Origin of the sequence: Limnohabitans sp. 2KL-3, from assembly GCF_001269405.1 — a bacterium.
Taxonomy (GTDB): Bacteria; Pseudomonadota; Gammaproteobacteria; order Burkholderiales; family Burkholderiaceae_C; genus Limnohabitans_A.
On the sequence record NZ_CXON01000035.1, the window covers coordinates 1 to 23,347 of the forward strand.

Consider the following 23,347-nt stretch of genomic DNA (forward strand, 5'->3'; position numbering starts at 1 on the left):
GCCGAAGGCGCCAGCATCAACGTCAAGGCCGTGCTCAAAGACAGCGCTGGCAACGCCACGCCCGAGGCCACCGACAGCGCCAAGCGCGACACCTCCAACTTCGGCCCCGTCGACCCCACGGTGGACCCGGCCAATGCCGACAAAAACATCAGCATCGAGATCACCTCCGACCTCGAAGCCGGTGGCGGCAACGCGGTGCTCAGCGTCGCCGAGCTGGCCGCAGGCAAGATCAGCGTCAAAGTCAAGCTCTCGGCGGACGCCAAAGCCGGTGACACCCTGGTCATCGAAGGCACGGGCAACGACGCACAAACCATCACCCTGAGCGCTGCGCAAGTGGCCGCCAAAGAGGTGGTCACTGACTTTGCCAAAGTCCCGGCCAACGGCACCAAGTTCGTGGCCACCGCCCAACTGAGCGATTTGGCCAAAAACATCAGCAACAAGGTCGAAGACTTTGCCGTCATCAACACCGACTTGCCCGGCGCCCCCAAAGTCGTCATCCAAGAAGATGAAAACGACAACTCCTTTGTGAGCCTGGCCGAACTCAAGGGCCTGGTCAACGTCAAAGTCACAGCCCCTGCAGGCGCGGTGGCCGGTGACATCCTCACCGTGACCGACGGTGTGGGCCAGCCGCAAAACATCACACTCACCCAAGCCCAAATCGACGGCGGGGTGGAGCTGACCTACACCGCACCCGCTGACGGCGCCACGCTCACCGTGAGCGCCACGCTCAAGTCCGCGGCCAGCGGCAACATCAGCAACCCCGGCAGCGACAGCGCCAAGTTCGATCTGAGCGACTTCAGCAAAGTGGACCCGGCAAACCCCAACGGCCCGCGCATCAGCGCTGTGGGCGTGAACATCGACACCGACAACAACACGGCTACAGGTGACGGCATCATCACCGCCGCAGAACTGACTGCCACCGGCGGCAAGATCAAAGTCACCATCAGCTTGCCCGCAGGCGCTGCCGTGGGCGACACCCTCACGGTGAACGCCAGCGGCAACAGCCAGCGCTTGATCACCCTCACGCAAGCGCAAATTGACGCCAAGCAAATCGTCATCACCGACTACAACAGCGTAGGCGACAGCAACACCTTTGAAGTCTCGGCCAGCATCAAAGACCAAGCGGGCAACGCCAGCCCCACGCCCGACGCCAAAGACAGCGCCATCTTGCGCACCGTCATCGCTGGCGCCCCCGTGGTCGTCATCACCGAAGACACCAACAACGACGGCTTCATCAACGTGGCTGAGTTCAGCGGCACGGTGGGCGTGAACATCACCATCCCCACCGCTGCCAAAGCAGGTGACACCTTGCGTGTGACCATCAACGGCACGGCGCAAGACATCGTGCTCACGCAAGCGCAAATCAGCGCGGCCAGCATCACGCAAGAGCTGACAGCGCCTGCCAACGGCCAAAGCCTGACCGTCAAGGCCCAGCTCATTGCCCCGGGCAACCAAGCGTCTGCCGAGGGCAGCGACACCGCCGTGGTGGACACCACGCTGCCCAACGGTGGCCAGGCCCTGGGCTTGGCCATCGACGCCGACGTGAACAACGACGGCTGGGTCAACCGCCTTGAGTTGGGCAACAAAACCAGCCTCAGCGTGAGCGCCAGCTTTGACAAGGCACTGGTGAGCGTGGGCGACAAAGTCACCATCAGCCTGGCCGACGGCAGCCAAGCGCAAGTCATCACCCTGGACAGCGCGGCCATCGCTGCAGGCAAAGTCACGGGCAACTTCTCCGTGCCCGCTGAAGGGCAAAGCCTGTCGGTCAAAGCGGTGCTCAAAGACAGCTCTGGCAACACCACGCCCGAAGCCACCGACAGCGCCAAGCTGGACACCTCCAACTTCGGCCCCGACACCAACCCCGCCAACGCCAGCAAAAACGTCAGCATCGTCATCACCTCGGACACCGACAACGGCGGCGTGGGCAACGGCGTTCTGGGCGTGAGCGAACTGACAGGCGGCAAAATCTTCGCCACCGTCACCCTGTCCTCGGACGCCAAAGCGGGCGACACCCTGGTGGTGGAAGGCACGGGCAACACCGCGCAAGAATTCACCCTCAGCGCCGAACAAGTCGCGGCCCGCCAAGTGCTGGTCGTCTTCAACGCCCCGGCCAACGGCACCAACTTTGTGGCCACCGCCGAGCTGAGCGATTTGGCCAAAAACACCAGCGGCAAAGTGACCGACAGCGCCACCATCGACACCAGCCTGGCCGGTGCGCCCACCGTGGTCATCCTCGAAGACGCCGACAACAACGGCTTCATCAACAAAGCCGAGCTCTCGGGCCAAATCGACGTCAAAGTCACCGTGCCCGCAGGCGCTGTGGTGGGCGACACCATCATCGTGACCGACGGTGTGAGCGTGCCGCAAACCTTCACACTCACGGCCACACAAATTGCCAACGGCATCCTCACCAGCTTTGCAGCGCCTGCTGACGGCAGCACCTTCACCGTCACCTCCACGCTCAAAGCCGCTGCATCGGGCAACGTCAGCAACCCCGGCACCGTCAGCGCCAAGCTCGATCTGAGCGACTTCAGCAAAGTGGACCCGGTCAACCCCAACGGCCCGCGCATCAGCGCTGTGGGCGTGAACATTGACACCGACAACAACACGGCTACAGGTGACGGCATCATCACCGCCGCAGAGCTGACGGCCACCGGCGGCAAGATCAAAGTCACCATCAGCTTGCCCGCAGGCGCTGCCGTGGGCGACACCCTCACGGTGAACGCCAGCGGCAACAGCCAGCGCTTGATCACCCTCACGCAAGCGCAAATTGACGCCAAACAAATCGTCATCACCGACTACAACAGCGTGGGCGACAGCAACACCTTTGAAGTCTCGGCCAGCATCAAAGACCAAGCGGGCAACGCCAGCCCCACGCCCGACGCCAAAGACAGCGCCATCTTGCGCACCGTCATCGCCGGTGCCCCAGTCGTTGTCATCACCGAAGACACCAACAACGACGGCTTCATCAACGTGGCTGAGCTCAGCGGCACGGTGGGCGTGAACATCACCATCCCCACCGCTGCCAAAGCGGGTGACACCTTGCGTGTGACCATCAACGGCACGCCGCAAGACATCGTGCTCACGCAAGCGCAGATCAGCGCGGCCAGCATCACGCAAGAGCTGACAGCGCCTGCCAACGGCCAAAGCCTGACCGTCAAGGCACAGCTCATTGCCCCGGGCAACCAAGCGTCTGCTGAAGGTACAGACATCGCGGTGGTGGACACCAGCACCCCCGTCGGCGCCATCCGCATCGACGCCATCACGGGCGACGACTTCCTGACTGCCAGCGAAACAGCCGGCACTGTGACCATCACCGGCACCGTGACAGGCGAATTCAAAGCAGGCGACGTGGTCACCATCACCGTCAACGGCACAGGCACGCCCTACAGCGCCACCGTCAATGCCGCCGGCCAATACAGCGTGACTGGTGTTCCCGGCGCAGCTTTGGGTGCAGGAGCCAACGTGGCCGCCAGCGTGCTGGCCCACGACGGTGCCATGAACAGCGCCACCTACACCAACACACGGCCCTACACCAAGGACACCAACACCGAAGCGCTCAAGACCGCTTTGACGCTGGACCCCGTGGCAGGCAACAACATCATCGACACCACCGAAGGGACCGCTGTCAGCACCACACTCACCGGCAAAGCCACAGGTGCATTTGCAGCAGGCGACGTGGTCACCTTGACGGTGAACGATGTCAAGTTCACCGGCACCGTCAACGCAGCAGGCGTGTACAGCATCGCCGTCAACACTGCTGACCTCAAGGCCGACACCGACACCCGCGTTGAAGCCCGCATCGCGGCTACCGTGCCCGGCAGCGCTGTCAAGCAAACGGCAGAAGCCGCGCAAGACTACGTGGTCGAAGACGCCAACACTGTTGGCAAGCTCACGGCCATCAGCATCGACCCTGTCACCGCTGACAACATCATCAACAGCACCGAAGCGTCAGGCAACATCACCGTGACCGGCAAAGTGACGGGCAAGTTCGCCGCAGGCGACACCGTCACCTTGACAGTCAAAGGCGCAGCCTTGCCTGGCACAGTGCTGGCAGACGGCACCTTCAGCATCCTCGTTTCGGGTGCCGACCTGGTGGCTGACAGCAACACGCAAATCGAAGCCAGCGTCACCGGCACCGGTGGCACAGCGGCCAACGCACTGCAAAACTACGCTGTGGTCCTCAACGTGGCACCGGTCAACACCGTGCCCGCCGCCACCCAAACCGTGGCCGAAGACACCCAGCAAGCCATCACTGGCATCAGCGTGTCTGATGCCGACGGCAACCTGGCCACCACACAAATCAGCGTGCTCAACGGCAACCTGAACGTCACCCTGTCGGGTGGTGCCACCATCACCGCTGGTGCCAACAACAGCGCCACGATGACCCTGAGCGGCACACAAGCGCAAATCAACGCCGCCTTGGCCACCATCAAGTACACAGGCGCTGCCAACTACAACGGCAACGACACCCTCACGGTGCTCTCCACCGACGGCCAAAACGTGACCGACAGCGACACCGTGGCCATCACCGTCACGCCTGTGGACGACAACGCCAGCATCGGCGGCACCACCACCGGCGTGGCCACCGAAGACACCCTGGCCAACGCCAGCGGCACCCTCACGGTCACCGACGGCGACGCAGGCCAAGCCACACTGCAAGCGGCCACCCCCGCCAGCTTGGTGGGCACCTACGGCAACTTCACGCTGAATGCCAGCACTGGCGCGTGGACCTACACCTTGGACAACACCAAGGCCGCCACCCAGGCCCTCAAAGCCGGCCAGCAAGTGAGCGACAAACTCACCGTCACCAGCAGCGACGCCACCGCCAACCAAGACATCACCGTCACCATCACCGGCACCAACGACGCGCCGGTGGTCAATGGCAACGTGAACGTCAATGACGTGATCTTTACGGATGTGTTGGGGGCGGCTGCGTTCAATACATCAAGTGTTGTGACAACTGCCGTTATTGATGGCACGCCTGCAGCGAATTCCGTACCCACGGGCTGGACCGCGACGACGGGTGTGACACCCGATGTCAACAATGCAGCAAACGGTGCTTTGGCCGGTTCATACACTCTGAGCAATGTCAATGGCGCCTCACTCAATGGAGGCTCTTTTGTAGATTTTCTCGGCGCCCTCTCATTTAATAACTACGCTGAATCAATGTATGCGCCAATTACTGGCTTGACAGTTGGTAACACCTATACCTATGGTATTCAGTGGCAGCAAATTACGGTGGTCGGAGAAGTAAACACCTATTCGGGTGGTCAACTGAAAATCACCATTGGCGGCACCAGCAATGTTTATACAAGCACAGCAGCTTTGACCGATGGCTGGCAAACAGCCTTGTTCACGTTCACTGCAACGGCATCAAGCATGAATGTCACCGTCGGGATCAACGACGCACCCGGTAGCACAAACCTTGCTGCAATTGCCGTTGACTCCATGACAGCTGAGCAAATCGCAGCCGCAACGGGTGCGGTAGCCGCCACCGCCTCCAAAACCGTAGACCAACTCTTCGGCCCCACTTACACCGACGTGGACACCGGCGACGCTTTCCGTGGCGTGACCATCACGTCCGCAGGGCAGGGCACAGACGCCACCAGCCTGGGCAAATACCAGTACCAAAAGGCTGGCACCACCACCTGGGTGGACCTGCCATCGGGCTTGACCGACACCACCGCCGTGTACCTGGCCAAAGAAGACGCCATCCGCTTCGTGCCCTCCAGCACCAACAGCTCGGCCTTTGCCAAGCCCGACCTGACAGCTCGCCTGGTTGACAACTCGGCCACCACCGCGCCCGTCACCGGTGACGTGATCGACGTCGCGGGCGTCAAGCACGGCGGCAGCACCCCTTACAGCGGCGACACCGCCACCCTGCGCGTGGGCCCCAACACCGTGGCCACCATCAGCGGCACCAGCACTGGCTCCGCCACCGAAGACAACGGCAGCCAAAACAGCGCCACCGGCACCCTCACGGTCACCGACCCTGACGCAGGCCAAGCCACGCTGCAAACGCCTTCCAACCTGGCAGGCACCTACGGCAACTTTGCGCTCAACACCGCCACTGGCGTGTGGACCTACACCTTGGACAACACCAAGGCGGCCACTCAGGCCCTCAAAGCAGGCCAGCAAGTGTTTGACACCCTGACCGTGGCCAGCGCCGACGGCAGCGCCACCAAACCGATCACCGTCACCATCACCGGCACCAACGACGTGGCCGTCATCAGCGGCCCCGCCACCGGTGACTTGACCGAAGACAGCGCCACCACCGTGGCCAGCGGCACACTGACGGTGGCCGACGTGGACACCGACGAAGCCGCCTTTGCCACGCCCACCACCTTGGCAGGCACCTACGGCAACTTCACCTTCAACACCGCCACCGGCGCTTGGACCTACACCTTGGACAACACCAAGGCCGCCACCAACGCCCTGAACACCGGCGACACCGTGTTTGACACCGTCACCGTCAAGAGCACAGACGGCACCGGCAGCCAAGAGATCAAAGTCACCATCCGGGGTGCCAATGAAATCGTGCTGAACACAGCCCCCGTGCCCGACCCGGCCGACGGCATGGTGAACAACCCGCTGCAAGGGCAAGACGCGGTGACTGTCAGCATCACCGACAACGCCAGCACCAACGCAGGCAACTTCGTGAGCGGTGGCACTACCGTAGCCCAAGGCTTGGTGCGCTACACGCTCAGCTTCAGCGGCGGCATCGACGCGGCCACCCTGACCGAAGCCGACATCAAAGTCAGCAACGGCACCCTCAAGGCCGGGTCACTGACCCGCGTGGGCACCACCAACGAGTGGACCGTGGACGTGCAAACCCCCGCATCGGGCAACGGCGCGACCAGCGTCAGCGTGATGGACGGTGCCTACACCGGAGCCAACGGCTTGGCCGGGCAGGGCAATTCGGCTACGCAGGCTTATGGGACGTTTGGGCAGACCCAAGACGGTGGTACGGTCCGGACTCAAACAGGAAACATTGGTTCTGACAAATCACTGGTTTCAACGCTAGATGGTGGCTGGTTATCTTTGAGTTACGACGGGCAAACAGATAAACATTTCATTGGCCGTTATGACGCGTCTGGTGCTTCCGTCAGCACGTCTGAAATCAATCCGCCCGGAACTGCTGGTACGACAATTACAGGCTTGACGACTGGTGGTTTCGTTATAAGTTCAGTTGTTGATTCAGATGTGTTGGCGCAAATGTATGACAGTAATATGAATGCCATAGGCGCTCAAATCACTGTTAGTACGAATACTACCCAAACAAAAAACAGCCCAGCGACAACAACACTGGCAGGGGGTGGCTTTGTTGTGACCTGGACTTCGATCAACCAAGATGCCTCTGGTGGTGACCGTGTATACGGGCAAGTGTTTGATGCCAATGGAAACAAGGTTGGAACCGAATTTAGAGCCAACACCAGTGCGGGACTTTCCTACTCCAGCAGCATAGATGCGACAAGTGATGGTGGTTTCCTTGTTGTTGCAACAAGCAACAAGAGTGCCAGTGTTTATGACCTTGAGGTTCAACGATTTGACAGTAATGGGGTGCCGATCGGAAGTGCTATTCAAGTGGTCAATGCAACCAGTTCAAATGCACCTAATAGTGCAGTGGTTCGGGTGTTGAAAAATGGTAATTTTGTGGTGGCGTGGCAAGCCAATGACTCATCAAATATTTATCAAGTCAAATATCAAATTTACAACGCGAGTGGCGTTGCAATTGGAAGCACCAAAGATGTCGCTGGGTCTCTTGGTGAAATTTATGTCAGCGCAGCAGCACTTAAAGATGGCGGCTTTGTTTTGGCATGGAATTCATCCGTCGCAACGACGCAAGTGTTTGACAACAATGGTAATGCCGTTGGAAACGCGTACGTCACACCAGCGAATACTCAGCTTATTTACGAGGTGGACGTGGTTGCGCTACCCTCTGGTGGATATTCCTTGTCCTATGAGGACGCAAATCGAACAACCTACAACAAAATCTTCGCCGCCCCCGGCGGTTCCTTCCTCTCCGGCGCTACAGCCGGTGGCACCGACACCTTCACCGGTGGCGACGGCACTGACGTTATTACCGCCAACGGCGGTGCCGATGTCATCTACGCCGGTGCAGGCAACGACACTGTCATCGTCAACGCCGACAACATCACCCAGCTGGCCACTGCGGCCAACATGGTGCTGGACGGCGGCACGGGCATCAACACGCTCAAGGTGGACGGCACGGGCTCCACGCTCGACCTGACCAACGCCACCATCGCGGCCAAGGTCAGCAACTTCAGCGTCATCGACCTCACCGGCACCGGCAACAACACCCTCAAGCTCAACGCCGCATCGGCCAAGTTCTTGTCGGGTGCCAGCGACAACGCGCTCACCGCTCTCAACGAAGCCAAGCTCATCGTGGTCAACGGCAACAGCGGCGACGCCGTGCAGCTGCTCGACCCACAGGTGGGCGGCACCAGCCAATGGACCGCAGCCCTCCTCCCCGAAACCGGCCTTGACCTGATCGCCAAGTTCGGCGCTGCCCAAGGCTTTGTGTCTGGCCAAAGCTACAAGGCCTACACCCTGGCCGGTGCCACGGTGTACATCAACACCGCGCTCAGCGTCACCGACTTTGGCGCGCCCACCACAGCGCCTGCCCCAGTGGCCACCGCTGGCCAGACCGTGCAAGAGCTGTTTGGCACCCGCTTTACCGACGTGGACGGTGCCAGCGTGGCCAACGGCCAATTCAAAGGCGTGGCCATCACCGACGCGGGCACCAGCACCGAGCAAAGCAACCAAGGCGTGTACCAGTGGTCCACCGACGGCATCAACTGGACCCCCCTGGCCGCAGGCTTGGGTGACAGCAATGCCGTGTTCTTGGCCCCCACCACGCTCATCCGCTTCCAGGCGGCAGCGGGTGTGGCCACGCTCAACCTGCACGACCTGAGCGCCCGCTTGGTCGACATGTCGGGCCAGACCAGCACCGCAGGCCTGACCAACGGAGCCACCACCAACGCCAGCAGCAACGGCGGCACCACCGCCTTCAGCGGCACGCCCATCACGCTCAAAGACCTGGGTGCGCCCGCAGCGCCGGCCATCGTCAGCTACTTTGACGACGTGGGCAGCGCCACCGGCAACAACCCCAGCGGCACCACCACCGACGACGCCAAGCCCACCCTCAGCGGCACGGCCGAAGCGGGCAGTGTGGTCAAGCTGTACAACAACAACGTCGAAATCGGCAGCACCACCACCAACGGTGCAGGCGTGTGGACGTACACACCCCAGGCCGATCAGGCCAACGGTCTGTACACCATCACCGCCAAGGCCACGGACGCCAGCAACAATGTGAGTGGGGTGTCGAACACCTTCACTTACACGGTGACTGCGCCCGAACTCAACGCCGCCCCCGTGGCCAACCCCACGGTGGTGAGCAACGTGTTTGCGGCCACGGCCACCGCGCCTAAGTTGACCATCACCGACAACGTGAGCGGAAACGCCACGCTGGGCCAGGCGGTGACCTACACGCTGAACTTCAGCGAAGCCATTGCCGACGGCACCTTGACCGCCAGCGACATCACGCTGCTCAGCGGCGGCGCAGCGACAGGCACGCTGACCAAGGTCACGTCCAGCCAATACACCTTCACCACCACCGCCCCAGCCTCTGGCTCGGGCGTCACGGGCATCAGCGTGGCCGATGGCAGCTACACCAGCGCCGTTGGCAGGGCAGGGCAGGGGAACTCGGATACGCAGGCTTATGGGACGTTTGGGCAGAACGCTTCAACGGCAACAGGTTCTGGTGCGTCGATTACCAATAAGTCAACAAGTTCAGATAAAGCATCTACCTATTTGGCAGACGGTGGCTGGGTGACGGTGGCATCGTCCCAAGGACGTGGGGGCGTTTATGACACGGTTGCTACGAAATTTGATGCGGCCGGTAATGCAGTCAAAACAGTAACTGTCGCGACAGGCGTTGCTGCTGGGGGGCAATTCCCTGATTCAGCGACATCCACGACATTGAGTAATGGCGATGTTTTGGTGTCTTGGCAGGTGACCAAGGATATTTTTGTCCAACGCTTCGACAGCAACATGAATGCCTTGGGATCGACTATCAAGGTCAGTGATCCTGCAGAGACAACACAGAGTAAAAATGTCCCTTCAATTGCCGCGCTGCCTAATGGTGGCGCTGTAGTGACTTGGCATAGCAATAATTTTGACAGTCCAAATTCAGACGGTGTCTTTGGGCAACTCTTAGATGCCCAAGGTAATCGTGTGGGCAATACATTCCAAGTGAATACACGGGTTCTGGGTGATCAGACCTACTCAAGCGTCGAGGCATTTAACAACAATGAATTTGTAGTCACCTGGACCCATTTGAACGGCACAGAAAAGCAAATCGCCGGTCAAATTTTCAACGCAGATGGCACAAAGAAAGGGGCTGAATTCGTCGTCGTCACTGGCAATAGCCCGTCCAACCCATCAGTGACGGTATTGAAGGACAACAGTTTTGTCGTGACTTGGTCCGAGCTCGATGGACAAGGACAACCAAAGATTGGCCGTTGGCAGCAATTTAATTCAGCTGGTGTGGCTCTTGGCGCTATCAAGGATATTCAAACTCCGATTGAAGTTGCGCCACTTGTTGCCAGATTGGTGGATGGCGGTTTTGTTTTGGGTTGGGACACTGGCAGTGCCATTCAGATGCAAGTATTTGATGCTTCAGGCACTGCCGTTGGCTCTTCGACAATAGTGACACCTCCAGGAGGGTCGGTCGGACTGTTTGGCATCAACATCACAGGTCTGAGCACTGGTGGTTATGCTTTGTCATACACGTATGGTCTTTCTAACGGGTCAGTGGTTGCCACCAACCAAGTCTTCGCAGCCCCCGGCGGTTCCTTCCTCTCCGGTGCCACAGCCGGTGGCACCGACAACCTCAACGGTGCCGACGGTGTTGACGTGGTCACCGCCAACGGCGGAGCCGACCGCATCTTCACCGGTGCAGGCAATGACACCGTCATCATCAACGCCGACAACATCACTCAGTTGTCTGCCACCAACACCATGGTGTTGGACGGCGGCTCGGGCGTTAACGCGCTCAAGGTGGACGGCACGGGCTCCACACTCGACCTGACCAACGCCACCGTGTTGGCCAAGGTCAACAGCTTCAACAGCATTGACCTCACCGGCACGGGCAACAACACACTCAAACTCAACTACGCCGCCGTGGTCGCCTTGTCGGGCACCACCGACGTGGTGAGCACCCAGGCCGACGAATCCAAGATGCTGGTGGTCAGTGGCAACGCGGGCGACACGCTCAATCTGGTCAACCTGGCCAGCTGGAACGTGGGCGCGGCCCAAACCGCCGCCAGCCTGAACACCGCTTATGGCAGCGCCTACAACTTCCAGGCCGGTAAAACCTACAAGGCCTACACGCTCAACGGCGCAACCGTGTTTGTGGACCAGGCCATCAACGTGGCCAACGAGGCGTCATCGGCCGCCAACACGCCCGTGGCCTACAGCCAGGCCGTCACCATCGACAGCCTGTTTGCAGCCACCTTCACCGACAGCAACGCCGCAGGCACGGCCAACGCCACCTTCAAGGGCGTGGCCATCACCACGGCAGGCAGCGCAAGCGACGTGACCAACTTGGGCAAATACCAGCTGTCCAAAGACGGTGGTGCCACATGGACCGACGTGGCCGGCGGCCTGACCGACAGCACAGCGGTCTACGCCGACAAAACCGCGCTGATCCGCTTTGCCGGTGCCAGCGGCGTGGAAGCCATCAACCCGCCCAACCTCACGGTGCGTTTGATCGACAACTCGGGCGCAACCGGCACGGGCACACTGACAGCGGCCTCCACCGGCAACACGGTCAACGCCAGCGTCAACGGCGGCTCCACCGCCTTCAGCGGCGGCAACAGCGGCGGCACGGGTGACACCGTGACCATCAACCTGCTCAACCGCGCACCGGTGTCTTCGGATGCGGATGGGATTGTGGTGGGGGATGCGTTTGGGGCGGCTGTGGCGTCTGCAACACCAATAACTACTTCGGCCATTAACGGAACTGCAAGCATACAGTCCATGCCATCAGGCTGGACAGTTGCAGCGGGTACACCTGATTTGAATGATGCGGCTAACTCCACCTGGGGTTACACAGGTTTGACAATTGCCAACCTCAATGGCACTTCTGTCAACGGTGGGAATTTCGTCAACCTTTTCTCGATGAATGCTTCGGCACCGACACAGCCAAATATCGCAGAGGCGATGTCGTCGACTTTGTCCGGACTCGTTGTGGGTCAGAAATACACCTATGCCGTGCAATGGCAGCAGTTCACGTTGGGAGCTGATTACTCTGGTGGTCAGTTGAAAATCACAATCGATGGTGTAAGCAATACATACACCAGTTCGGGATTGTCAGACGGCTGGCAGACTGCCCAGTTCACATTCACTGCGACCAGCACAAGTGCAACTGTGAACTTGTCACCGAATGGTTTGTCGGGTGCTGTAGGCGCGTATGGCGGCATCATCGCAGTGGATTCACTGTCATTGTCGGAAATCACAAGCACTTTAATCACCGCCACCCCAGCCCAATCCGTCGAAGCCCTCTTCGGCGGCACCTACACCGACGCCGACTTCGACACCATGCGCGGCGTGGTCATCACCTCGGCGGGCACGGGCACCGACCTGAGCAACCTGGGCCAGTACCAGTACTCCACCAACGGCGGCACCACTTGGACCAACTTGGCCGCTGGCTTGTCCGACAGCACCTCGGTGTTCCTGGCCAAGACCGACTTGATCCGCTTTGTGCCCTCGGCCAGCAACACCTCGCTGGTCAACAAGCAAGATCTGACCGCCCGCCTGGTCGACGACTCGGCTGCCGTGGCCCCCACTTCGGGTGCCACCGTGGACGTGTCTGGCACCAAGAACGGCGGCAGCACGCCTTACAGCGGCAATGCAGTCACCTTGCATGTGGAGCCCGTGGTCAACTCTGCCCCCGTCCTGGCCGACACGGCTCTGAGCTTTGCCAACCTGGCCCAAAGCGCCACCCCGGCCACGCCCACAGGCGCTGTGGGTGTGCTGGTCAGCAGCCTCTTGGGCGGCGTGACCGATGCCAACGCCACCGACGGCAAAGGCATGGCCATCACCGGTGTAGACACGGCCAACGGCACGCTGTTCTACAGCACCAACGGCGGCACCACCTGGACCGCCGTGGACACCAGCACCGCACTCAGCGATGCACGCGCCTTCTTGATCGGCTCGGACGCCGACAACCGCCTGTACTTCAAGCCCAACGCCAACTACGCAGGCGCCAGCAACGCCCTGACGTTCCGCGCCTGGGACAAAACCGCAGGCGGTACCGAAGCCAGCTTCACCAACATCACCGCCACCGGCGGCAGCACGGCCTTCTCGGCTGCGACCGACACGGTGGGTCAGACGGTGCCTTTGTCCTATGTGGCGTTGACCAACTCCATCGACGGCACGGTGGCGTCTGAAACCAGTGGCCGCAGCGTGTCCAACGCTGGCGATGTCAACGGCGATGGTTTTGACGATGTCATCATCGGTGCATCTCAGGCATCCACCACGGTGGGTGGCAGTTTTGCAGGCCGTGCCTATGTGGTGTTTGGCGGTTCAGCGGGTATTCCTGCTTTCAACCTGTCTTCTGTTGCAGCAGGTGTGGGTGGTTTTGCAATCAACGGTGCCAGTGCCAATGACTTTATTGGCACTTCGGTGTCAACTGCTGGCGACATCAACGGCGATGGCTTGGCGGACTTGATCGTGGGGGCACGCTTTAGCGATCCTTCAAACGTGACGAATGCCGGCAGAAGCTATGTGGTGTATGGCAAGACCAGCACCACAGCCGTAGAGGTCAATGCATTCACGTCAGGCACAAGCACGGACGGTTTTGTGATCAACGGACAAGCGGCAACCGATGGTTTTGGTTCGTCTGTTTCCAATGCAGGCGATGTCAACGGTGACGGCTTGGCAGACCTGATCGTGGGTGCGCCTCAAAACGGTGGTTCTGCAACGGGCAAGAGCTATGTGGTCTATGGGACCACCGGAACGCCATCCATCAATTTGGCCAACGTGGCCTCAGGCGTGGGCGGTTTTGTCATCACAGGACAGTGCGCTGCAGACTGGAGCGGTTTCACGACCTCCAACGCAGGCGACGTGAACGGTGATGGTTTGGCAGATTTGTTGATCGGTTCATACGGCCGCACCAATGCAACGAACACAACCTTCCCCGGCAGCAGCTATGTGGTGTTCGGTCAAACCGGTACAACTGCCGTCAATTTGAACAGTTTGACAGCGGGTTACACCATTCAGGGCGGCACGAGCGATACCAGCAGCGGTTATTCCGTCTCCAATGCGGGTGACGTCAACGGTGACGGCTTGTCTGATTCGATCATCGGTGTATCGAATGCAGGTGCCTCCAACAACGGACGCGCTTATGTGGTGTTTGGCAAGACCAACACCACCACGGTTTCTTTGGACAATGTCTTGTCTGGCAATGGTGGCTATGCCATCAATGGTCAAAGCAACGATGTTGCCGGGTATGTTGTTTCAAGTGCCGGTGACATCAACGGTGATGGCTTGGCCGACTTGATTGTGGGTGCATCCCAGTCAACCAGCAGTTTGACGGGTCGTGTTTATGTTGTGTATGGCCAAACGGGTGGCACAGCGGTCAATTTGTCGGCTGTTGCATCGGGTACGGGTGGATTTGTCATCAACGCACAGTCATTTGCCGATGGTCTGGGGCAAGCCCAAGAAGTCTCTTATGCGGGCGATGTCAACGGTGATGGCTATGACGACTTGATCATTGGCGCGGCTGACGCAGACCCTGTGGTCAATGGCACAGCGCAGAGCGCCGCAGGCAAGACCTACATCGTTTATGGCGGCTCACAATTCATCAGCGGCAACATTGCCACCGCCACGAGCACAGCTTCCGACGAACTGGTCATTGGCACCAGCGGCAACGACACCCTGACGGGCAATGGCGGTGTGGACCGCTTCAACGCAGGCAAAGGCAACGACACCGTCGTGCTGCAAGCCTCTGACGTGAGCAACTTGGCCAACAACGTGGTGGGCAGCGTCAAGGCCATGGTCGACGGCGGCACGGGTTTTGACACCCTGCAAGTGTCGGCCTCAGGTGTGAACCTGGACCTGACCACCATCAGCAATGTGAGTGCCATGGTCAACGAAGGTGCCAGCCGCATCAACAGCATCGAGCGCATCAACCTCGGTGCCGACGCCACAGCCAATACGCTGACGCTGACGGCCAAAGATGTGAACGACATGGCCGACTTCAACAGCATCCGCATTAACTCGCTCAGCGACGACGGCAAGACCTGGAGCAACGTGACGGGCACTGCCCTGAGCGTGACCACCAAGTTCCACCAAGTGGTGGTGGAGGGCACGGCTGCCGACACCCTCAACCTGGGTGCGGGCTTCACGCAAGTGGGCACCGTGAGCAACGGCGCGGCCACTTACAACGTGTACCAAAACACGGCCACCAATTCGCAAGTGATTGTCGACAGCGCCATCTCCAACGTGGTGATGGACCTGCCGCCCACACTGGTGAGCACCTCACCGGCCGACAACGGCCAAGTGGCCGCCACCAACCTGACGACCGACTTGACGCTGACCTTCAACGAAGCGGTCAAAGCAGGCACGGGCGTGATTGAGCTGTACAACGCCAGCACCAACGTGCTGGTGGAAAGCTTCAACGCGGCCACCGGTGTGGGCAGCGCAGGCGGCACTTTGGCTGGCTGGAACAGCAACACCCTCACCATCAACCCCAGCGCCAATTTGACCGCTGGCACGGGTTACTACGTGAAGGTGGCTCCCACCGCTGTGAAGGACTTGGGCGGTAACGCTTATGCAGGCATCACAGACACAACGACGTTCAACTTCTTGACGCTGAATTCGGATGGCAGTATTCCGGTGGTGCCGCCTTACGGTGGCGCGACGGGCAGCAAGTTGGGCTGGTCTGTTTCCAGTGCAGGCGATGTGAACGGCGACGGATACGATGACGTGATTGTGGGTACCAATTGGGATTTCAATGTACACACATCGCCAACAACATACGTTGTTTATGGAAGTTCATCGGGTACAGGTGTGAGTTTGGTCAATGGCACCATTGCGCCATCTCTTGGGTTTGCCATCAGCAGTGGACAAAACATCGGTTACTCAGTCTCAAGTGCTGGCGACGTTAACGGCGATGGCTTTGCCGACTTGTTGGTGGGTGGTTGGCCTCCATCAACTGGTGGTGGGACAGCGTACGTCATTTATGGAAAAGCTCAGTCACCTGTAGGGGTAATGAATCTTGATGCGGGCATTGCAGCCAGTAATGGATTCAACATTCTTACACCATCAGGTCAAGCTTCTCTTGCGAACTCTGTCTCTGCCGCTGGTGACGTGAACGGAGATGGTTTAGCCGATTTCATTATTGGTCAAACTAGCCAAAGCAAAGCCTTTGTGCTTTATGGCACAACAAGCCTACCGACAAGCAATACCCTGAGCATTGACAACGCGATCGCTTCATCAAGTGGTTTTGTGATCAGTGGTCTCGATGGCATAGGTTATTCAGTTTCTAGTGCCGGTGATGTCAATGGTGACGGATTAGGCGACCTGATTCTTGGTGAGAACAACACTTCTAGTGGGGGCGGTGGTGCCTATGTTGTGTATGGAAACTCAACAGGTACAGCCGTTTCAATGACGTCAGGAACCATTGCTGCAACGCAAGGATTTAGATTGGCCGGGGTAATTGGTGACAGTACATATGGTTTCTCCGTTTCCAGTGCCGGTGACGTTAACGGAGACGGTCTGGCAGATTTGATCGTGGGTCGTGGGAAAAACAGAGCTGAAACATATGTTGTTTACGGGAATAGTTCCGGCACAGGCCTTCAGTTGGGTGCTGTGATTCCTGCCTCTCAAGGATTCAAAATCAATGGTCAAGTAAACAGTTTTGGATGGTCTGTTTCCAACGCGGGCGACATCAACGGCGACGGCATGGCAGACATCATCGTTGGTGATGGCGGTAACAACGCGACGTACATCGTCTATGGTGCTTCCACTAATTTGGGTGTTGACATCAGCACGGGCACCATTGCCGCCAATCAAGGTTTCAAACTTGTTGGCCCCGCAGGCACAGCATTTGGTGGCGCTGTCGCCAGTGCAGGCGATATCAACGGTGATGGTTTGGGTGACCTCATCATGGGAGCACCATCAACGAACAGCAACGCTGGCGCCTATTACCTCACTTTGGGCGGCACACAAAACGTCACCAGCGCCATCAACCTCACCGGCACGGCCTCTGACGAAGCTGTGCTTGGCACCGCAGGCAACGACGTGCTTGTTGGCAACGGTGGCGTGGACCGCTTCTTTGCAGGCAAGGGCAACGACACCATCGTGCTTCAAGCGTCTGACGCGAGCAACCTGGCCAGCAATACCGGCAGCACCCGTGAAATGGTGCAGGGCGGTGAAGGTTATGACACCCTCCGCCTGAGTGCAGGCATGACACTGGACTTGACCGCCATCACCAATGTGGGTGCGATGGGCTTCGAAGAAAACAGCCGCATCGAAAGCATCGAACGCATCGACATGGCCACTGACACGGCAGCCAACACGCTGACCATCACGGCCAAAGATGTGAACGACATGGCGGGCTTCAATGCCATCCGCACCGGCACTGTCAGCGACGATGGCAAGACCTGGAGCAACGTGACGGGCACCGCACTGAGCGCGACCACCAAGTTCCACCAAGTGGTGGTGGAGGGCACGGCTGCCGACACCCTCAACCTGGGTGCGGGCTTCACGCAAGTGGGCACCGTGAGCAACGGCGCGGCCACTTACAAGGTGTACCAAAACACGGCCACCAATTCGCAAGTGATTGTCGACAGCGCCATCTCCAACGTGGTGATGGACCTGCCGCCCACACTGGTGAGCACCTCACCGGCCGACAACGCCCAAGTGGCCGCCACCAACCTGACGACCGACTTGACGCTGACCTTCAACGAAGTGGTCAAAGCAGGCACGGGCGTGATCGAGCTGTACAACGCCAGCACCAACGCGCTGGTGGAAAGCTTCAACGCGGCCACCGGTGTGGGCAGCGCGGGCGGCACTTTGGCTGGCTGGAACAGCAACACACTCACCATCAACCCCAGCGCCAATTTGACCGCTGGCAGGGGTTATTACGTGAAGGTGGCTCCCACCGCTGTGAAGGACTTGGGCGGTAACGCTTATGCAGGCATCACAGACACAACGACGTTCAACTTCTTGACGCTGAATGCCGATGGCAGTATTCCTGCTTTGCCGGCTTATGGCAGCACCACGCAAATTTCTCTGGGGTATTCCCTCTCGAGCGCTGGCGATGTGAACGGCGACGGCTATGACGATGTCATTGTGGGTGCCATTTCGTCCAGCGGCCAAACTGGTTCGGCCTTTGTTGTCTATGGCAATTCGGCGGGCTTGGGGGCCAATGTGGTCAACGACAGCATTGACGCAACGGCAGGCTTCAAAATCACCGGCACGCGCGACTCAATCGGAGTGGGCAGCCAGCTTGGACGTAGTGTCTCGGGCATTGGCGATATCAACGGCGACGGCTTGGCCGATGTGATGGTCAGTGCACCGTCTGATTTCCTGAACACTGGCCCCAGTGTGGACTACATCATTTATGGCAGCAAAACCAGCACCAATGTGAGTGTGAGTTCTTTGACGCCAAGCCAGGGCTTCAGCATCACTGGGCCTACAACCAAAGGCTTTGGTTTCAGTGTCTCAGGTACGGGCGACATGAACGGGGACGGTATTGGTGACATGGTGTTGAACTCGCTCATGGACGACTTGGCCTATGTGGTGTATGGCAGTACGGCCAACACCAACTTGAACCTGAGCAGTGGCACCATTGCTGCAAGCCAGGGCTTCAAGATGCTGGCTCAGGTAGAGACAGCCGAGCAAATCTCAGGCGCAGGTGATGTCAACGGTGACGGTTTGGCCGACATCATCATCGGGACAACCAATGCCAATGCGGCTTATGTGGTGTATGGTCAAAAAGATGCCACAGCCACCACTGTGAACATGGTTGCGGGCAGCATTCCCGCATCACAAGGTTTCAAAATTTCGGGTGCTGCCAATTCGGGTTTGGGTATCCAGGTTTCCAGTGCAGGCGACGTCAACGGTGATGGATTGGCCGATGTGTTGGTCGGGACCAAAACAAACACCGTATATGTGGTCTACGGCAACAGCACAGGCAATGCACTTGACTTGAGCAGTGGCGTCATCAATGCCAGCCAAGGCTACAAGGTGACAGGTGCGGGTAACTTTGGCGCCATTGGTGCCAATCAGATGTCCAGCTTGGGTGACGTCAACGGGGACGGTCTGTCGGACCTCTTGCTTGGTGACGCATCGGCTCCTAGCGTCGGTAAAGCGGCTTTTGTGATCTATGGCAACGCCACCGGTACAGGGTTGGACTTCAACAGCGGCATCTTGGCAGCCTCTCAGGGCTTCAAGATCACAGACGACGGTTTGGGTTACACCTTTGGCGCGACAGCATCGGGCGCTGGTGACTTCAACGGCGATGGCTTGAGCGACCTGATTGTTGGCGATTATTCACGTGACAGCAGCAATGGTGCCTATTACCTGGTCATGAGCAGCCCACAAACAGTGAGCAATGCCGTCAGCTTGACTGGTACGTCGGCAGGCGAGACGGTGCTGGGCACGATCAATGCCGACACCCTCATCGGCAACGGTGGTGTGGACCGCTTCTATGCGGGCCGTGGCAACGACACGATGGTGTTGCAAGCGTCTGACGCGAGCAACTTGTCGACCAACACTGGCGCTACGCTAACCTTGGTGGATGGCGGTGAAGGCTTCGACACGATCCGCTTGAGCGCAGGCATGACGCTGGACCTGACGGCCGTGACCAATTCAAGCGCGATGGGTCTGGAAGAAAACAGCCGCATCGAAAGCATCGAACGCATCGACATGGCCACCGACATCAGCGCCAACACGCTGACCCTCTCGGCCAAAGATGTCAACGACATGGCGGGCTTCAATGCCATCCGCACCAGCACCACCAGCGACGACGGCAAGACCTGGACCAACGTGGGTGCAGGCACTGCCCTGAGCGCCACCACCAAGTTCCACCAAGTGGTGGTGGACGGCACCAGCGCAGACAAGCTGACGCTGGAAGTGGGCAATGGTTACTGGGCCAACGTGGGTGAAGTCAGCAATGGCACCACCAACTACTTTGTGTTCCAGAACACAGCCACCAATTCACAAGTGATTGTGGACAAGACCGTGGTGGTGGACAACAAGGATTCGTCACCAGCAGGTTCGTCGGTGATTGATCTGGGTGCCAGCGGCAAGCTGATTGCGCCAGTGCAGGTGGAAGGTAAGTGGTATTACTTCTGGGATCGTTCGGGGGATGGCACGAGTGCTGATGTGGGTAGCCTGAACGGCGGTGCGGACAGCGCCACACATGATTCTTTGGATGCGATTTTTAATCAAGACATTAACGGTGTGGTAAATCCAAACGCTGGAACAGGTACCAATGACGTGTACCGTTACGCAACCATCAATGGCGTGCAGGTATCTGTGCCAACAATCAATGGCAACATAACCTCTTATGCCACTGGCGGATTGCAAAATGGCCAAACAGCCGCCACAGGCGGAGGGGCTACGAACAACTCTGTTTATGATGAATTGTTGGCGGTTTGGGATAACGCTCCAATAAATTCAGGAAACAATGCCGTACCTACTGGATGGCGTGGTGGTCTTTATATGGCTGCAACATCAACCAGTGCAACGACGCACGTAGGTATGGGTACTGATGGTTCGACTTCCAGTTTGGTTGACACAAATCCTTGGTTAACTGCTTTACAGGTTGTTGGGTCCAACGCAGCCCCAGTCCTGGACGCCGCCCAATCGCCCACATTGACCAGCGTGTCAGCAGGTGCAGCAGCACCGGTTAATGGCAACACCACCGCCGGTGACTTGGTCAGCACTCTGGTCGGCGGCATCACCGATGCCGATGGCGCGGGTGTGGCCAAAGGCATTGCGATCACGGGTGTGCGTGCCGGTGCCACGCTGTACTACACAGTCGACGGCGGCACCACTTGGCTAACGGCCACAGGTGTGAGCGAGACCAACGCTTTGCTCTTGGCCGCTGACAGCAACACCCGTGTGTTCTACAAAACCACCACGGCCGGCACGGTGACAGACGCCTTTACTTTCCGTGCATGGGACGTGACGGCCAACATCACCGAAGGCGTGTACACCGACACCACGCCACGCGGTGGCAAGGCGCAGTTCAGCCTGACCTCTGACACCGTGGGCATTGCTGTGACAGCACCGGTGGTGTTGGACCTGAACCGCGACGGCATGTTGAGCTACGGCCAGGTGACGATGGATGTCAACGGCGATGGTCTGATGGACCTGACCCGTTGGGTCGGTGCCCAAGACGGCGTGTTGGTGTGGGACAAGTTTGCAGACGGTTTGGTGTACAACAACAGCCAGTATGCGTTTGGTCAATACGCCACAACGTACCGCATGGATGCCTTGGGCTTCGCCCGCACGGCGACCGATCTGGAAGGCTTGGCCGATGCGTTTGACACCAACCAAGACGGCAAGTTCAACGCCGCCGACGCAAAGTTTGCGCAGTTCTCGGTCTGGCAAGACGCCAACCAAGACGGCATCAGCGGAGTCGGCGAAGTGCGCAGCTTGGCGGATCTGGGTGTGACCGAGATCAACCTGGTCAGCGACGGCGTGGTGCGCACGCCTGAAGATGGCGTGTTCGAAGCCGGTCAGTCGACGGCGACTTTGGCCGACGGCACCAGCATGCTGATTGCCGACGTTGCCTTTGCTTATGCAACGGCCTCGTCCTTGTCGAGCGCCAAGTTGGCTGCAGACACTTCGGTTGCAGGCGATGCCACGCTGGCAGAGTCCACCACAGCAGAACTTCTGCCCGCCGCCATCGTGACCGAGTTCAACAACAAGCCGTACTTGCTGAGCGACGAAGAGCTGGCTGCGCTGAACCCGCTGGGCCAGACCGTGCAAGCTGAAGACGCCAACGTGATCGAAGTAACTCTCAACGAAGCCCAACTCATCGATGAGGCGTTCTTTGTGGGTGCGCGTCCTCTGGTCGAGCCAGCGCTGGTTGAAACCACCAACGTGGACATCACCCCCGAAGACGTGGCCGCCGCCATTGCTGTGTGCACGGGTGCTGCCGAGTCGAGCACCTACTCGCTCAGCTTCGGTCAGAGCCTGGACTTGACCACCTTGCTCAAGGACATGAGCTTCAACGGCATCGTCAAGGGCTTGGAGCAAGTGGACATGGCCACCGATACCAGTGCCAACAAGGTGTCGTTGACCTTGGCCGATGTGTTGAGCCTGCCGCCCACCAACGGTGTGCACCAGCTGATGTTGACCGGCGCGGCCAACGACAAGCTGATGCTGACCGAGGGTGAGTGGACCGACACCGGCAACGTGGTCAACCAAAACGGCCAAAACTACGCTGTCTACACCGGCACCACCGACCCGTCAGCGCAACTGCTGATTGACCAGCACATGCTGCAGTCTCACCAGACCAGCTAAACCAAAAAGGGCCGCCACAAGCGGCCCTTTTTTGTTACATGCACGTCCTTCTTTGTAGGAGCGACGCCCCCGTCGCGAAAAGCCTCGAAGGCCACCAAGAATCGCCCCGGGGGCGGGGCTCCTACAAAATGCAGCTTGCCTCCTGTAGGAGCGACGCCCTCGTCGCGATCACCCTCGCAGACCACCAAGAATCGCCCCGAGGGCGGGGCTCCTACAAAATGCAGCTTGCCTCCTGTAGGAGCGACGCCCCCGTCGCGAAAAGCCTCGCAGGCCACCAAGAATCGCCCCGGGGGCGGGGCTCCTACAAAATGCAGCTTGCCTCCTGTAGGAGCGACGCCCCCGTCGCGATCACCCTCGCAGACCACCAAGAATCGCCCCGGGGGCGGGGCTCCTACAAAATGCAGCTTGCCTCCTGTAGGAGCGACGCCCTCGTCGCGATCACCCTCGCAGACCACCAAGAATCGCCCCGGGGGCAGGGCTCCTACAAAATGCAGGGTTCCTTGTAGGAGCGACGCCACCGTCGCGAAAAGGTAAGCGTCCGGTGAACCCATCTTGAGATTCAAATGCCATCCCGGCAACATCCTGGCCACACAACAACAACGTGGACACGATGATGAATCAAGACACTCCTACCCCTTCAACGCCTTCGCGCACGCGTCGCATCTACAGCACTCAGTTCAAGTCTGAATTGGTGGCCTCCTGCCAACTCCCCGGCGCATCCGTCAGTGCCATCGCGGCAGCCCACGGCATGAATGCCAACGTACTGCGCCGC

2 protein-coding genes are annotated in these 23,347 nt (G+C 59.2%); both read left to right on the plus strand.

Features of this window, described 5'->3' with window-relative positions; all coding sequences use genetic code 11:
• The first annotated feature begins 30 nt into the window (after nucleotides 1-30).
• Complete coding sequence (locus tag AMM41_RS21005; protein ID WP_228769390.1) at nucleotides 31-22,575, plus strand: VCBS domain-containing protein; 22,545 nt, start codon at nucleotides 31-33, stop codon at nucleotides 22,573-22,575.
• A 613-nt stretch (nucleotides 22,576-23,188) separates the two neighbouring features.
• A partial coding sequence (locus tag AMM41_RS21015) for a transposase (RefSeq protein WP_194944923.1) occupies nucleotides 23,189-23,347 on the plus strand: 159 nt, incomplete at its 3' end.